14 protein-coding genes are annotated in these 14,297 nt (G+C 71.4%); 6 read left to right on the top strand and 8 right to left on the bottom strand.

The window, feature by feature from the left end:
- Positions 1 to 8: 8 nt before the first annotated feature.
- The 3 genes from AC07B0_RS19850 (at position 9) to AC07B0_RS19840 (ending at position 1,641) form a co-directional block, all read left to right on the top strand.
- Complete coding sequence (locus AC07B0_RS19850; protein WP_030037347.1) at positions 9 to 422, top strand: roadblock/LC7 domain-containing protein; 414 nt, start codon at positions 9 to 11, stop codon at positions 420 to 422.
- A gap of 93 nt (positions 423 to 515) precedes the next feature.
- Positions 516 to 1,076: a DUF742 domain-containing protein gene (locus tag AC07B0_RS19845; RefSeq protein ID WP_356877919.1), complete on the top strand. Its 561-nt coding sequence runs from the start codon at positions 516 to 518 to the stop codon at positions 1,074 to 1,076.
- On the top strand, positions 1,057 to 1,641 hold the full coding sequence (locus tag AC07B0_RS19840) for a GTP-binding protein (RefSeq protein ID WP_007266770.1): 585 nt from the start codon (positions 1,057 to 1,059) through the stop codon (positions 1,639 to 1,641). The genes AC07B0_RS19845 and AC07B0_RS19840 overlap by 20 nt, the downstream gene beginning before the upstream one ends.
- Positions 1,642 to 2,094: 453 nt before the next feature.
- Here the strand turns inward: AC07B0_RS19840 and AC07B0_RS19835 are convergent, their stop codons facing one another.
- Together AC07B0_RS19835 and AC07B0_RS19830 are read right to left on the bottom strand one after the other, a co-directional pair.
- Entirely contained in the window at positions 2,095 to 2,289 is a 195-nt protein-coding gene (locus AC07B0_RS19835; RefSeq protein ID WP_478898652.1) for an acyl-CoA carboxylase subunit epsilon, read from the bottom strand.
- Positions 2,290 to 2,309: 20 nt separating this feature from the next.
- A complete protein-coding gene (locus AC07B0_RS19830) occupies positions 2,310 to 3,893 on the bottom strand; it encodes an acyl-CoA carboxylase subunit beta (protein ID WP_469384843.1) in 1,584 nt (527 codons plus the stop codon).
- A 275-nt stretch (positions 3,894 to 4,168) separates the two neighbouring features.
- Between AC07B0_RS19830 and AC07B0_RS19825 the strand changes: the two genes are divergently transcribed.
- Complete coding sequence (locus AC07B0_RS19825; RefSeq protein WP_356878246.1) at positions 4,169 to 4,771, top strand: YceI family protein; 603 nt, start codon at positions 4,169 to 4,171, stop codon at positions 4,769 to 4,771.
- A 29-nt stretch (positions 4,772 to 4,800) separates the two neighbouring features.
- Here the strand turns inward: AC07B0_RS19825 and AC07B0_RS19820 are convergent, their stop codons facing one another.
- The 6 genes from AC07B0_RS19820 to ureA form a co-directional block, all read right to left on the bottom strand.
- Positions 4,801 to 6,159 carry a hypothetical protein gene (locus AC07B0_RS19820; RefSeq protein WP_478898651.1) on the bottom strand — a complete coding sequence of 453 codons (1,359 nt, stop codon included), beginning with the start codon at positions 6,157 to 6,159 and terminating at the stop codon, positions 4,801 to 4,803.
- Between the two features lie 139 nt (positions 6,160 to 6,298).
- Positions 6,299 to 7,948, bottom strand: a complete 1,650-nt coding sequence (cimA, locus tag AC07B0_RS19815) for a citramalate synthase (protein ID WP_356878248.1) — start codon at positions 7,946 to 7,948, stop codon at positions 6,299 to 6,301.
- Positions 7,949 to 8,270: 322 nt separating this feature from the next.
- Entirely contained in the window at positions 8,271 to 8,891 is a 621-nt protein-coding gene (locus AC07B0_RS19810) for a TetR/AcrR family transcriptional regulator (RefSeq protein ID WP_356878249.1), read from the bottom strand.
- A gap of 30 nt (positions 8,892 to 8,921) precedes the next feature.
- Positions 8,922 to 9,962 carry an agmatine deiminase family protein gene (locus tag AC07B0_RS19805; RefSeq protein WP_356878250.1) on the bottom strand — a complete coding sequence of 347 codons (1,041 nt, stop codon included), beginning with the start codon at positions 9,960 to 9,962 and terminating at the stop codon, positions 8,922 to 8,924.
- A gap of 36 nt (positions 9,963 to 9,998) precedes the next feature.
- Entirely contained in the window at positions 9,999 to 11,732 is a 1,734-nt protein-coding gene (locus AC07B0_RS19800; RefSeq protein WP_356878251.1) for an urease subunit alpha, read from the bottom strand.
- Positions 11,729 to 12,454: an urease subunit gamma gene (ureA, locus tag AC07B0_RS19795; RefSeq protein ID WP_478898650.1), complete on the bottom strand. Its 726-nt coding sequence runs from the start codon at positions 12,452 to 12,454 to the stop codon at positions 11,729 to 11,731. Before ureA ends, AC07B0_RS19800 begins: the two co-directional genes overlap by 4 nt.
- A 156-nt stretch (positions 12,455 to 12,610) precedes the next feature.
- Between ureA and AC07B0_RS19790 the strand changes: the two genes are divergently transcribed.
- Both AC07B0_RS19790 and AC07B0_RS19785 read left to right on the top strand, forming a co-directional pair.
- The gene (locus tag AC07B0_RS19790; protein WP_469381495.1) at positions 12,611 to 14,065 is read left to right on the top strand and encodes a cytosine permease; all 1,455 of its coding nucleotides are present in this window, start codon (positions 12,611 to 12,613) and stop codon (positions 14,063 to 14,065) included.
- Positions 14,041 to 14,199 (top strand): hypothetical protein, encoded by a 159-nt coding sequence (locus AC07B0_RS19785; RefSeq protein ID WP_469381497.1) that lies wholly within the window; start codon positions 14,041 to 14,043, stop codon positions 14,197 to 14,199. The genes AC07B0_RS19790 and AC07B0_RS19785 overlap by 25 nt, the downstream gene beginning before the upstream one ends.
- The last annotated feature ends 98 nt before the right edge of the window (positions 14,200 to 14,297 follow it).

Genomic DNA, 14,297 nt, shown 5'->3' with positions numbered 1-14,297 from the left:
TGAGCCCGATGAGCCAGGCGGCACAGAACCTGAACTGGTTGATCACCAACTTCGTGGACAACACCCCTGGGGTGTCCCACACGGTGGTGGTCTCCGCCGACGGCCTTCTTCTGGCGATGTCCGACGGATTCCCGCGCGACCGCGCCGATCAGCTGGCGGCCGTGGCCTCCGGTCTGACGTCGCTGACCGCCGGAGCCTCCCGGATCTTCGAGGGTGGCGCCGTCAACCAGACCGTCGTGGAGATGGACCGGGGGTTCCTCTTCCTCATGTCGGTCTCCGACGGATCCTCGCTCGCGGTGCTCGCGCACCCCGAGTGCGACATCGGCCTCGTGGGCTACGAGATGGCCCTCCTCGTGGACCGCGCCGGCAGCGTCCTCACCCCGGACCTGCGCGCGGAGCTCCAGGGAAGTCTTCTCAACTAGCAAACAGGCAGTGCGTTTCGCGTCACCGCACCATAGGGTGCGGTGGCGCGGTTCCACAGGGAGTACTGCGTTCTTGGAGTCGGAGGAGGAAACGTGACAACACCCGGAGGACATCCTTATGGCGGCGCGCAGCAGCCGCAGGGTGGGCAGCACGACCAGAACCGATTCAACTTCCCCTCCGCTCCCAGCCGGCCGGTGCCGGAGCACAACCCCTACCAGCAACAGCAGTACGGCCAGCCCCAGCAGCCTCCGCAGTCCCAGCGGCCTTCGCAGCAGCCCATGAGGTCTGCTCATCCGCAGGCTCCGAAGGCGCACAACCCGCTGGTGCGTCCGTACGCCATGACCGGCGGCCGTACCCGGCCGCGCTACCAGCTCGCCATCGAGGCGCTGGTCAGCACCACGGCCGATCCCGCGCGGCTGCAAGGGCAGTTGCCCGAGCACCAGCGCATCTGCCGTCTGTGCCAGGAGATCAAATCCGTAGCGGAGATCTCGGCACTTCTCTCCATTCCTCTTGGTGTCGCCCGCATCCTCGTCGCCGACCTGGCGGAGGCGGGCCTTGTCGCCATTCACCAGCCCGGCGGCGACGAGTCTGCCGGCGGCCAGCCAGATGTGACACTGCTCGAAAGGGTGCTCAGTGGACTTCGCAAGCTCTAACGGCGGAGCGGCTCCCCGCTCCACCACCTCCGCGAAGATCGTGGTCGCGGGCGGCTTCGGCGTGGGCAAGACCACGTTCGTCGGCGCGGTCTCCGAGATCAACCCGCTGCGCACCGAGGCCGTGATGACGTCCGCCAGCGCGGGCATCGACGACCTCACCCACACCGGTGACAAGACGACCACCACGGTCGCCATGGACTTCGGCCGCATCACCCTGGACCAGGACCTGATCCTGTACCTCTTCGGTACCCCCGGCCAGGACCGCTTCTGGTTCATGTGGGACGACCTCGTCCGCGGCGCCATCGGCGCCGTCGTGCTCGTGGACACCCGTCGCCTGGCGGACTGCTTCCCCGCGGTGGACTACTTCGAGAACAGCGGCCTGCCGTTCGTGATCGCGCTCAACGGCTTCGACGGGCACCAGCCCTACACGCCGGAGGAAGTCCGCGAGGCCCTGCAGATCGGCCCGGACGCCCCCATCATCACCACCGACGCCCGCCACCGCGCGGACGCCAAGAGCGCGCTCATCACCCTGGTCGAGCACGCGCTGATGGCCCGCCTGCGGTAGTCGCGGCACCTCTTCGCTCGGAACGCCGGGAACCCGATACGGGTTCCCGGCGTTCTGTGCTTCTCTTCTGTGCTTCTGTGCTTCTGTGCTTCTGGGCTTTTGGGCTTCTGGCGGAGGGGGCGGTCCGAGGACGTGGCCGCCGCCGTGACGGCCCGGGACGGCCGGTGGGCGGGTCGGGGCCGGAGCGGCGCTGGGCGACGCCCAGCGGCCCTGCTGCGCCGCGAGGCGGCTCCCGTGCGGCCCGGGACCGGAGCAACTCCCCGGCTACGGGCGCCCCTTGACGGCTCTCCTCCGGGCCCGGACCCGCTCTGCTGTCGGTCGCTCTGCCGTGCGCACACCGCCTGAACGGGTGCACCACGGCCGACGGCCGCCCGCCGGACCTGGACCCGCTGCCCGAGGGGCGTGGGGGTCCGGTGCGGCTGAGCGGCCGTGGGAAGAGCTGCGGTGGAGGGGTCAGCGCCAGCTGTGCGGTGCCTGGAAGCCGCGGCTGCGCTCCAGGCGGCGCCAGCCGGCCGGGGCGGCGGGGACGCTGGCGGCCTCGGGGGTGGCGGCGGCGCGGGCGAGCAGGATCGCGGTGATCGCGGCCAGCTCCTCGGGCTCGGCGTTGCCCTTCTCGACCTTCAGCAGGGTGTCGGTGGCGATGCTCATCGGTGGCATGTCTCCTTCGGTTACTGCGGCGGGTTGCCGTGCTTGCGCGACGGCAGGTCGGCGTGCTTGGTGCGGAGCATCGCGAGGGCGCTCGCGAGTACCTCACGGGTTTCCGCGGGATCGATGACGTCGTCGACGAGACCACGCTCGGCCGCGTAGTACGGGTGCATCAGCTCGGCCTTGTACTCCTTGACCATCCGCGCCCGCATCGCCTCGGGATCCTCGGCGTCCGCGATCTGCTTGCGGAAGATCACGTTCGCGGCACCCTCGGCACCCATCACCGCGATCTCGTTCGTCGGCCACGCGTACGTCAGGTCCGCGCCGATCGACTGCGAATCCATCACGATGTACGCACCGCCGTACGCCTTCCGCAGGATCAGCGAGATCCGCGGCACCGTCGCGTTGCAGTACGCGTACAGCAGCTTCGCCCCGTGCCGGATGATCCCCCCGTGCTCCTGGTCCACACCCGGCAGGAACCCGGGAACGTCCAGCAGGGTGACGATCGGAATGTTGAACGCGTCGCACAGCTGGACGAACCGCGCCGCCTTCTCCGACGCGTGGATGTCCAGCACACCCGCCAGATGCCCCGGCTGGTTCGCGACGATGCCCACGACCTGCCCGTCCAGCCGCGCCAGCGCACAGATGATGTTGCGGGCCCACCGCTCGTGGACCTCCAGGACATCGCCCTCGTCGACGAGCTCCTCGATGACCTTGAGCATGTCGTACGGACGGTTCCCGTCCGCCGGCACCAGGTCCAGCAGCACCTCAGAACGCCGGTCCCGCGGATCGTCACTCTCGTGGACCGGCGGGTTCTCCCGGTTGTTCGACGGCAGCATCGTGATCAGGTACCGGACCTCGGAGATGCACGTCTCCTCGTCGTCGTACGCGAAATGCGCCACGCCCGAGGTCTCCGCGTGCACGTCCGCACCGCCGAGCCCGTTCTGCGTGATCTCCTCACCCGTCACCGCACGGACCACGTCCGGACCCGTGATGAACATCTGCGAGGTGTCCCGCACCATGAACACGAAGTCCGTCAGCGCCGGACTGTACGCCGCGCCGCCCGCACACGGACCCAGCATCACCGAGATCTGCGGGATCACACCCGAGGCCTTCGTGTTCCGCTGGAAGATCCCCCCGTACCCGGCCAGCGCCGAGACGCCCTCCTGGATACGGGCACCCGCACCGTCGTTCAGCGACACCAGCGGCGCACCCGCCGCGATCGCCATGTCCATGATCTTGTGGATCTTCGTCGCGTGGGCCTCGCCCAGCGCACCGCCGAAGATCCGGAAATCGTGCGCGTACACGAAGACCGTCCGGCCCTCGACCGTCCCCCACCCCGTGATCACACCATCGGTGTAGGGCTTCTTCGCCTCCAGACCGAAACCGGTCGCCCGGTGCCGGCGCAGCTGCTCGACCTCCCGGAACGAACCCTCGTCGAGCAGGAGCGCGATCCGCTCCCGGGCGGTCAGCTTGCCCTTGGCGTGCTGCGCCTCCGTCGCCCGGTCACTCGGCCCACGCCGCGCCTCCTCACGGAGGGAGTGCAGCTCGGCCACGCGTCCACGGGCATCCGTCGGCTCGCTCGAAGTCTGGTCCACAACGGTCATGTACCGACCTTACGAAGTGCGAGCACGAAAACCCTCCGTTGATTCCGCACAGTCTCGGACCCGATCCGCTGTCCGGCCCGGACAGAACCTCCGAAGAATGCAGGGACTCCCCCAGTCGGGACCTTGGGCCTTTGTGCGAGTCCTACAAAACCACGGGACACCCGCAAGAGAAGTTGAAAATTGAACGGAATGGGTCTAGCGTCATTCTCGTTGAAAGTTCAACGAACACGTTGGACCCCGCACCGCCCGCAGCAGGATCTTCCGAGGAGGAAGCCATGGGTCTCTTCACCCGCCGTACCGCCCCCACCGCCGTCGCCACGCTCGAAGTGGACCCCGCGCTCGCCGCCCTCACCGGCGACTACGTCATCGACGCCGCGCACAGCAGCATCGGCTTCACCGTCCGGCACGCGATGGTCACCAACGTGCGCGGCAGCTTCGCCGAGCACGAGGGCACCCTCCACCTCGACGGCAGCGACCCCTCCCGCTCCTCGGCGGTCATCGACGTCAAGATCGCCTCGGTCGGCACCGGCATCGCCGACCGCGACGCCCACCTGCGGGGCGGCGACTTCTTCGACGCGGAGCTCTTCCCGCTGATGACCTTCCACTCCACCGGCGCGGCCGCGCTCGGCGGGGACGCGTACCGCATCACCGGCGAGCTGACGATCAAGGACGTCACCCGCCCGCTCTCCATCGACCTGGAGTTCACCGGCTCGGCCACCGACGTCTACGGCAACGAGCGCGTCGGCTTCGAGGGCGGCGCCGAGATCCTGCGCTCCGACTGGGGCCTGACCTGGAACGCCGCGCTGGAGGCGGGCGGTGTCATGGTCAGCGACAAGGTGAAGCTGACCTTCGACATCTCCGCGATCAAGCAGGCCTGATCCCGGACGGACGCGGCCCCGGGGGGCGGCTACCAGCCGCCCCCGCCGTCGAACCCGCCGCCCCCGTCGAACCCGCCACCGCCGCCGAAGTCCCCGCCGCCGAAGTCGGACGGGTTGAAGTCGGCTCCGGAGACGTCCCCGCCCTCGAAGCCGCTCCCCGCGCCGCCGAAGTCCGAGGCGTAGGCGGGGCTGGACATCATCGAACCGAGCATCGTGCCCATCAGCAGGCCCGGCAGGATGCCCCCGCCGAAGTAGCCGCCGGCCCAGGGACCGTACGCCGGGCCGGCGTCGTAGTACGGGCGCGGCCCGCGCTCGGTGTCGACGGTGCGGACCGCCGGGTCGAGGCCGTCGCGCAGGCGTACGGCGTCCGCCGCGCAGACCGGCACGGTGCGGTGGGCCCCGCCCGCCGGGGCCCAGGCGGCGTCCTCGGTGCTCGGCCCGTGCCGCGGGTCGAAGAAGCAGGGCAGGCGGCGCTCGGGCAGCGGCCGGCCCTGGCGGCGCGCGTCGAGGCTGGCCAGGGCGTACCGGCCGTCCTCCAGCGCCTGGGTCACGCCCTGCACCTCTTCGGGGCGCTGGACCGAGCCCATGATCTGCTTGGCCTTCTCGTACGAGTCGAGGCCCTGTTCGTAGTCCTTGCGCATGGCGTCGTCGGCGCCGGGCTCGCCGGGGTGGAAGTCCAGGCGCTCCAGCTCCTCGCCGAAGGCCGTGATGTCCTCGTCCACGACCACGGAGAGCCGGGCGATCGCCTCGCGCCGCGCCTCCTCCTTCTTCTGGCGGTTCCGCTTCACCAGGAGGTAGACGCCGCCGCCGCCGAGTGCGGCCACCGCGCCGAGGGCGATGAGCCCGCCGACCGGGGCGCCGTCGGAGGCCCCGGTGGTGCCCCAGGAGGCGGGGGCGGTGCCCTTGGCCTGGCTCAGGGCCTGGTCGACGAAGCGGTCGAGCTGGGTGGCCGCGTCCGCCGGGGTGCCGGTCTTCACGGCCTCGGTGAGGTTCCGTACGGCGTTGGCGGGCATCACGGCCCGGTCGGCGCCGGCGTTGAAGCCGTCGCCGAGGCGGATCGCGTACAGCCCGGTGATGCCGGTCTCGGCGCGGATCGCGCCGAGCACCTTGTCCTGCGGGAACTCCGCGGTGGCCGGCAGCACGGCGACGAAGACGGGCTTGCCGGCATCCTTGATCTTGTCGGCCAGGGCGTCGGCCTGCGCCGCGGACAGTTGGTCCCGGGCGCCGGGGTCGACGTAGACCGGGCCCGTCTTGAGGGCCTCCCCCACGGCGGTGACCCCGGTGGCGGCCGATGCCTGCGGGGCGGCCACGAGGGCGGTCGTCGACAGGGCCAGCAGCAGACCGGCCAGCAGCGGTCCGAAACGTACGGATATCAGCCTGGTCCTCATGCGTACGACGCTACCCGAACCGGGTGTTTCCCGTGTTAACGGGACATAAGCCCGGCCGACCCGGCCCTGGCCCGGACGAGCGCCTCGCCGGGCCGGGTGCCGGCGAGGTACGGGCGGTCGGCGTCGACCCGCCGCCGGACTACTCCGCCGGTTCGACGCCCGCGTGGAGCAGACCGAAGGTGTAGGCGTCCTCCAGGGCCTGCCAGGAGGCGGCGATCACGTTGGGGGCGACACCCACCGTGGACCACTCGCGGACGCCGTCCGTCGTGGCGATCAGGACGCGGGTCGTGGACTCCGTGCCGTGCGTGCCCTCCAGGATGCGGACCTTGTAGTCGACCAGCTCGAACTTGGCCAGCTGGGGGTAGAACCGCTCCAGCGCCACCCGCAGGGCCCGGTCCAGGGCGTTGACCGGGCCGTTGCCCTCGGCCGTCGCGACGATCCGCTCGCCCTTGGCCCACAGCTTGACCGTGGCCTCGTTGGCGTGGGTGCCGTCCGGGCGGTCCTCGACGATCGCCCGCCAGGACTCGGTACGGAAGTACTTGCGGGCCCGGCCCTCGACCTCGGCCCGCAGCAGCAGCTCGAAGGAGGCGTCGGCGGCCTCGTACGTGTAGCCCTGGAGCTCCCGCTCCTTGACCCGCTCGACGACCCGGGCGATCAGCGCGCGGTCCCCGCCGAGGTCGACGCCGAGCTCCTTGCCCTTGAGCTCGATGGAGGCGCGGCCGGCCATGTCGGAGACGAGCATGCGCATGGTGTTGCCGACCCGCTCGGGGTCGATGTGCTGGTACAGGTCGGGGTCGACCTTGATGGCCGAGGCGTGCAGGCCGGCCTTGTGCGCGAAGGCGGAGACGCCGACGTAGGGCTGGTGGGTGGAGGGCGTGAGGTTGACGACCTCGGCGATGGCGTGCGAGATCCGGGTCATCTCGGCGAGCGCGCCCGCGGGGAGGACCGTACGGCCGTACTTGATCTCCAGCGCGGCCACGACGGGGAAGAGGTTGGCGTTGCCGACGCGCTCGCCGTAGCCGTTCGCGGTGCACTGGACGTGGGTGGCGCCCGCGTCGACGGCGGCCAGGGTGTTGGCGACGGCGCAGCCGGTGTCGTCCTGGGCGTGGATGCCGAGGCGGGCACCGGTGTCGGCGAGGACGGTCGCGACGGTGGCGGAGATCTGCGCGGGCAGCATGCCGCCGTTGGTGTCGCAGAGGATGACGACGTCGGCGCCGGCCTCGTGGGCGGCGCGCACGACGGACTTGGCGTACTCGGGGTTGGCGCGGTAGCCGTCGAAGAAGTGCTCGCAGTCGACGAAGACGCGGCGGCCCTGTGCGACGAGATGGGCGACGGTGTCGCGGACCATCTCCAGGTTCTCGTCGAGGGTGGTGCGCAGCGCGAGCTCGACGTGCCGGTCGTGGGACTTGGCGACCAGGGTGATGACGGGGGCGCCGGATTCCAGGAGGGCGCGGACCTGGGGGTCCTGGGCGGCGGAGCCGCCGGCCCGGCGGGTGGCTCCGAAGGCGACGAGCCGGGCGTGCTTGAAGTCGATCTCGGCGCGGGCGCGGGCGAAGAACTCCGTGTCGCGGGGGTTGGCGCCGGGCCAGCCGCCCTCGATGAAGCCGACGCCGAAGTCGTCGAGGTGGCGGGCGATCGTCAGCTTGTCCGCGACGGTGAGGTTGATGCCCTCGCGCTGGGCGCCGTCGCGGAGGGTGGTGTCGAAGACGTGGAAGCTGTCGGCGAGACCCGAAGACGGCTCGGTCGGCTCGGTGGGCTCGGTCGGCTCCGTCGCCTCTGTCGTCGTCATGCTGATCTGACTCCTGTCGGATGAGTGGTTCCGGAAGCCCGGGATCCACTGCCCCCATCATCGCGCGCCGCCCGGTCCCGGCATGATTTCGGGCCGGGAAACGAAAAGACCCCTCGCGGGTGCGAGAGGTCTGCGCGCGGGTCTGAGGCACGGTGGCCGCTGCCGCGAAGGTCTTCCACGGTTCAGCGGTCACTGAGGACCGGCGCGCTGCTGTCCATAATCATGAGCTGAGCAGGCACGTTCGCAGTGTGCCATACCGTTCGCCGTGCGTGGACGGCGATCTCACGATGCGGGCAGCCCCGCACGGGTGGGGGCCCGGGGGTCAGGCCGGGGCGGTGAGGGTGTCGGTGAGGAACTCCCGTACGTGTTCGAGGATGTCGTCGCGCCCTATCCCGGGCAGGCCGACGGCGACCTGGATGCTGAAGCCGTCGAGGAGGGCCCTGATCCTGGCGGCGAACCGGTCGGGGTCCACCGGCCGGAACTCCCCGCGCGAGACGCCCTCGGCGAGCAGGGCGACCAGGTCGCGGTGCCAGGCGCCCTCGATGGCGGCCTGCCGGTCGCGTTCCTGCGGGCCGGCGTTCTGGGAGCGGTTCCAGACTTCCAGCCACAGGGTCCAGTGCGGGTCGCGGGGGCCGTCGGGGACGTACAGGTCGACGTACGCCTGGAGGCGCTCGCGCACCGGGCCGCGGCGGGACAGCAGGGCCCGTCGCTGGGTGCCCAGGGCGGTCTCGCTCCACTCCAGGGTCCGCAGCAGGAGCTCGTCCTTGCTGCCGAAGTAGTAGAGGAGGTGGCCGCTGCTCATGCCGACCTGGCGGCCCAGGCCGGCCATGGTCAGGCCCTCCAGACCGCGCTCGGCGATCGTGGCCATGGCGGCGACGAGTACGTCCTCGCGCGGGGGCGCGTTCTTGCGCGCCGCCCGTACCGGTACTCCACCCGCCACCATGGGCCACTCCTTCATCAGGTCCGCCGCAGGTCAGACCTTCGGCTGCTGCTGGGTGATGCAGTGGATACCGCCACCCCCGGCGAAAATCGTACGTGCGTCAACGAGGGTCACGGTCCGCTCGGGGAACAGGCCGCGGAAGATCTCGGCGGCCTCCTCGTCGCGCGGGTCGTCGAAGGCGCACAGCACGACGCCTCCGTTGCAGAGGTAGTGGTTGATGTACGAGTAGTCGACCCACTCGCCGTCCTCCTCCAGCACCGTCGGGGCCGGGACCTCCACGACCTCCAGCAGCCGGCCGCGCGCGTCGGTGGAGGAGCGCAGGATGGCGGCGATGGTCTTGCAGCGCTCGTGGTCGGGGTGGGCGGGGTCGGGCTGGGTGTGGACCATGACCACGCCGGGGCGGGCGAACGCGGCGACGATGTCGACGTGGCCCTGGGTGCCGTAGGTGCCGTAGTCGCCGGCCAGGCCGTACGGGAGCCAGATCGCCTTGGTGGTGCCGAGGTGGGCGTGGATCTCGGCCTCGACCTGCTGGCGGGTCCAGCCGGGGTTGCGGCCCTCGCCGAGCTGCACGGTGTCGGTGAGGAGCACGGTGCCCTCGCCGTCGACGTGGATGGCGCCGCCCTCGTTGACGAGCCGGGTGCTGTACGTGCGGGTGCCGGCCAGGTCGGAGACGTGGCGGGCGACCTTGGAGTCGTGCTCCCAGCGGGCCCACTCCTGGGCGCCCCAGCCGTTGAAGGTCCAGTCGACCGCGGCCAGTTCGCCCGCGTCGTTGGTGACGAAGGTGGGGCCGATGTCGCGCATCCAGGCGTCGTCGAGTTCGCGCTCGACGAGCTGTACGTCCTCGCCGACGACCGCGCGGGCGCTCTCGGCGTCGCCCGGGGAGACGACGAGGGTCACGGGCTCGTACGAGCGGACCGCGCGGGCGACGGCGCCCCATGCCTCGCGGGCCTCGGCGAGCTCCTGCTCGTTGGTGAAGGTGGGGTTGGGGCTGGGCCAGGCCATCCAGGTGCGCTCGTGCGGGGTCCACTCGGCGGGCATCCGGAATCCGGCGTCGGCGGGCTTGTTCGTGGTCATGGCAGGGGTCCTTAAGGGCTCTGCAAGCGGGGCGGCTTACAAGAAGTACAGGCGGTTCAGGGAGACCGATTCGGCCGCTTCGGAGCGCAGCGGTTCGCCGTCGAGGGAGACGAGTCCGCTGCGCGCGTCCACGTCGACCGCGCCCACCCGGGAGTTCAGGAGCATGTCCTTCGGGCCGATGCCGCGGGTGCCGCGGACGGCGACGCGGCGACGGCGCGTGGGCATCTCGTCGGAGCCGAGCGCGGCGGCCGCGGCGGAGACGAAGGCGACGGAGATGTCGGCGGGGGTGGCGCCGTGGGCGCCGAACAGGGGGCCGAGCACGAGCGGTTCGCAGGTGTCGGTGGCGGCGTTGGGGTCGCCGGTGACGCCGTAGGCGGGGAAGCCGGATTTGAGGACGAGCTGTGGTTTGGCGCCGAAGAACGGGGGGCGCCACAGCACGATGTCGGCGAGTTTGCCGACCTCGATGGAGCCGATCTCGTGGGACAGACCGTGGGCGATGGCCGGGTTGATGGTCAGCTTGGCCATGTAGCGCAGGACGCGGGCGTTGTCGTCGCCCTCGCCGTCACCGGCCAGCGGTCCCAGCTCGCCCTTCATCTTGGCGGCCATGGCGAACGTGCGGCGGATGGTCTCGCCGGCCCGGCCCATGCCCTGGGCGTCGGAGGAGGTGATGCCGATCGCGCCCAGGTCGTGCAGGACGTCCTCGGCCCCCATCGTCCCGGCGCGGATCCGGTCGCGAGCCATCGCCGCGTCGCCGGGCAGGTCCGGCTTCAGGTCGTGGACCGAGACGATCATGCCGTAGTGCTCGGCGACCGCGTCCCGCCCGAAGGGCAGGGTGGGATTGGTGGAGGAACCGATCACGTTCGGCACGCCCGCCATCTTCAGCACGTTGGGCACGTGCCCGCCGCCGCAGCCCTCGATGTGGAAGGCGTGGATGGTCCGGCCGTCCAGGACGCGCAGGGTGTCCTCGACGGACAGGCATTCGTTGAGGCCGTCGCTGTGCAGGGCCACCTGCACGTCGTGCTCCTCGGCCACCCGCAGCGCGGTGTCCAGGGCCCGGGTGTGGGCGCCCATGTCCTCGTGGACCTTGAAACCGCTGGCTCCGCCCTCGGCCAGCGCCTCGACCAGCGGGGCCGCGTCCGAGGACGAACCGCGGGCCAGGAAACCGATGTTCACCGGCCAGGCGTCGAAGGCGTTGAAGGCGTGTTTGAGCGCCCACGGCGAGTTGACGCCGACGCCCCAGACCGGGCCGAACTCCTGGCCGATGATCGTGGTGACGCCCGCGGCGAGCGAGGCCTCCATGATGCGCGGGGACAGCAGGTGGACGTGCGTGTCCACGGCTCCGGCGGTGGCGATCAGGCCTTCTCCGGAGACGATCGAGGTGCCGGTGCCGACGACGACGTCGACGCCGTCGAGGGTGTCGGGGTTGCCGGCCCGGCCGATCGCGTGGATGCGGCCCTCGCGGATGCCGATGGACACCTTGCGGATCCCGAGGACCGCGTCGATGACCAGGACGTTGCTGATCACGACGTCGCAGGTCTCGCGGACGGCGGCGGCCTTCAGGTGCAGGCCGTCGCGGGCCGTCTTGCCGAAACCGGCCAGGAACTCGTCGCCGGGCTTCTGCGCGTCGTGCTCCACCCGGACGGTGAGCCCGGAGTCGCCGAGCCGTACCCGGTCGCCGGCGCGGGGACCGAAGACGGAGGCGTACTCGCGCGGGTCGATGTGCCGGCTGCCGGGGGCGCAGTGGTCGCTGTGCGGGGTCTTCTTGCTCACGCCGGGTCTCCGTCCGCGGTGTCGGTGGCGGTGTCGGTGGCGACGACGCCGAGGTAGCCGCAGGCCGCGGCACGGCGCAGGGCCTCTTCCTTCGCTCCGGGGGCGTCCAGCGGGCCGTCGACCAGGCCCGCGAAGCCGATGGCGATGCGCTCGCCGCCGATCGGGACGAGCCCGACCTCGGCCTCGCCGTGCGGGTCGAACCGTACGGAGGAGCCGGCGGGCACGCACAGGCGCATGCCGTAGGCGGCGGCCCGGTCGAAGTCGAGCCGGGGGTTGGCCTCGAAGAAGTGGAAGTGGGAGGTGACGCTCACCGGCACGGAGGCGGTGTTGCGCACGTGCAGGTGCAGCTGCGGCTCGGGCTGCGGCGCGCCCGGGCCCGGTACGACCGCGCCGGGGGCCTCGTCGCCGAGCGAGGCGGCGCCCCGGATGGGCGCGGAGACCACCGCCAGGCGGGAGCCGTCGTCGAAGACGGCCTCCACGTGCACCTCGGTGACCACGTCGGACACGCCGGGCAGTACGTCGTCCGGGCCGAGCACGCCGCGGGCCTCCTCGATGGCCTCCGCCAGGCGCTTGCCGTCGCGCGCGGCCTCGCAGACGGTGTCGGCGATCAGCGCCGTGGCCTCCGGGACATTGAGCTTCAGGCCCCGGGCCCGCCGGGCCCGGGCCAGTTCCGCGGCGCTGCGCAACAGCAGCCGGTCGCGCTCCGTAGGGGTCAGCCGCACGCCGATCCACCACCTCTTGAGTCGATGGGTTAGAGCATCACTCTAACTCTTCATTTCCTTGCAGGGAATCATTGACCTGGGGGCAAAGCCTGAGTCACATTGAGTGTCGCTCAAACACCTGCGCAACCACCCCCCGCCCTGCCAAGGGAGTCCCCCATGCCCATCGAACAGCGCGGAGTCGACACCGTCCCGGAGGAGGAGCGGACGAGCGGTCCCCGCGACCTCGTCGCGATCCTCCTCGGCTCGAACCTCTGCCTCGGTGTGATCGTCTTCGGCTGGCTGCCGCCGTCCTTCGGACTGGGGCTGTGGCCTTCGGTCACGGCCGTCGTGACCGGCACCCTCGTCGGCATCGCCTTCACCGCTCCGCTCGCGCTGGTCTCCCTGCGCACCGCGACCAACCTGTCCACCTCCAGCGGCGCCCAGTTCGGCGTCCGCGGCCGGCTGGTCGGCTCGGTGGTGGGCCTCCTGCTCTCGCTCGGCTACACCGCGCTGACCCTGTGGATCGGCGGCGACGTGATGGTCGGGGCCCTGTCCCGGCTCACCGGGCTGCCCGACACCGGCCTCACCCGGGCCGCGATGTACGGCGTACTGGCCGCCTGTACCGTCGTCGGGGCCGTCTTCGGCTACCGGCTGCTGCTGCGCATGAGCAAGGTCCTGTCGGTCGCCATGGTGGTCCTGCTGGCCGTCGGCGTCCTCGCCTACGCCCCCGACTTCACCGCCGCCGCGCCGCCGGACACCTCGTACCTGCTGGGTTCCTTCTGGCCCACGTGGCTGCTCGCCACCGTCGCCGCCGGGCTCAGCGGCCCGGTGGCCTTCATCACCCTGCTCGGCGACTACACCCGCTACATCTCCCCGCGCCGGCACAGCTCCCGCAAGGTGCTCTGGGCCACCGCCGTCGGCCTGCTGTTCGGCCTGCTGATCCCGCAGCTCTTCGGCACGTACACCGCGCTCGCCGCCCGCGCCGGAGCCGACTACGCCGGGCCGCTCGTGGCCGCCGCCCCGTTCTGGTACCTGGTCCCGCTGCTGGTGGCGGCCGCGGCCGGGTCCGTCGGCAACGCCGGCCTGATGCTCTACTCCATGGGCCTGGACCTCGACGCGATCGTCCCGAAGGCCACCCGGACCACGGCCACCCTGGTCGCCGCGGCCGTCGCCACCGCGTTCGTCTTCATCGGCTCCTTCGGCTGGAACGCCCAGGCGGCGATGACCTCCTTCGTCCTCCTCCTCACCGCAATCGGCACCCCTTGGGCCGTCATCACCCTGATCGGGTACGTGCGCTGCCGCGGCCGGTACGACGAGAAGTCACTCCAGGTGTTCAACCAGCGGGCCCGCGGCGGCGTCTACTGGTACAGCGGGGGGTGGAACCCGCGTGCGACGGTGTCCTGGGCACTCGGAGCCCTGACCGGCCTCGCGGCCGTCACCACACCGTTCTACGAGGGCCCCCTGCTGGCGCTCACGGGCGGCGTGGACTGCAGCTTCGTCCTCTCGGGACTCGTCGGCGGGCTGGTGTACGCCGCGCTGACCTCCCGGTCCGCGGCCGCCGTGCCCGCCGGTCCCGCACAGGAACAAGGGGAGAACACGGAACACGTATGGACGAGCTCGCAGGCCCTGTGATCATCCGCATCCTCAAGGGGATCGGCTGGTTCTTCTACTTCTTCGGCGACGCCCTGGTCAGCATGCTGCCGGACGGCTCCGCGCGGGTCGACGCGCGGCGCGCCAGGCGGGCCGCGCGCAAGCGGGGCCGCTGATCCGGGCCCGCGGACAGGGCGCCCGCGCGGGCGTGCGTACGACAGGAGGGCCCCCGGCCGATGCGGTCGGGGGCCCTCCTGTCGTGAGCGGGGCGCGG

The sequence above is a fragment of the Streptomyces sp. NPDC044704 genome, assembly GCF_056433525.1.
This window is presented reverse-complemented; position numbering and strand designations above follow the sequence as displayed.